General features: G+C 39.8%; 1 protein-coding gene. It reads right to left on the reverse strand.

Features of this window, described 5'->3' with window-relative positions:
* Positions 1–743, reverse strand: a 743-nt coding sequence (locus ACFIJR_RS09160) for a DUF3987 domain-containing protein (RefSeq protein ID WP_375654083.1), incomplete at both ends; no start/stop codon positions are given.

A 743-nucleotide genomic window follows, 5' to 3' on the forward strand; every position in this document is an offset into this window, starting at 1 on the left:
CGTTCAATACGGTCATAGGTGTATGACGTATTGCCATTAAAAGCTGTTAGATAAAAGGCACGGTCTGTTTGGTATTCCTTTCTTTCCATATTAGCTAAAAACCCAGCCAATTCATCTCGTACCATCAAGAGACCACGGGGGTTTTCTTTTAAGAGTTCCCCAAGCTTTTCGACAGTCACATCGTTGACAATAAGACGTCGTTTATCAAGAGTGTTATCATCACTTTCTTTGTGTTCAATAGATTGTGAAAGAAGGGCAAGGGCTTGTTCCTCATCTTGATCTTTGAGTGCTTTATAGGCTTGTTTTTTCTTTTCTCGTTTATCTAATTCAATAAGAATATCTTTCTTTTCTTGCTGTTCTTTCTTCTTTAACCATTCTTGATGCCATTCCTCTTGAAAGGCATAGAGAGGAGTTAAAGCGGCTTGCATGGTAGGTGTTTTGAGTGTTGAAGGTTGCCCCACAAGAGCACCCCAGAGATTAGGAACAATTTTCCAATTATTATCATGTTTTTTGGGAGCAATCCGCACGCCATTGCCAATGACAGCAGCCAAGCCACATAAAGCAGAAATAGCAATAAAATCGATAGAAGATTGTTGAAGATCGGCAACCTCATAAATATAGTCCATTAATGGCATTGGAAGCTGTAATAAGCTAAAAGGCTCGACAGGTAAGAGAGCCGTAGCAATCGGTTGTAATTGCCCCCAACCATTTTGTTGCAAGGCTTGTTCATAAGAAATGGCTTT

The organism is Bartonella sp. OD88NMGDW (assembly GCF_042193775.1).
Lineage (GTDB): Bacteria > Pseudomonadota > Alphaproteobacteria > Rhizobiales > Rhizobiaceae > Bartonella > Bartonella grahamii.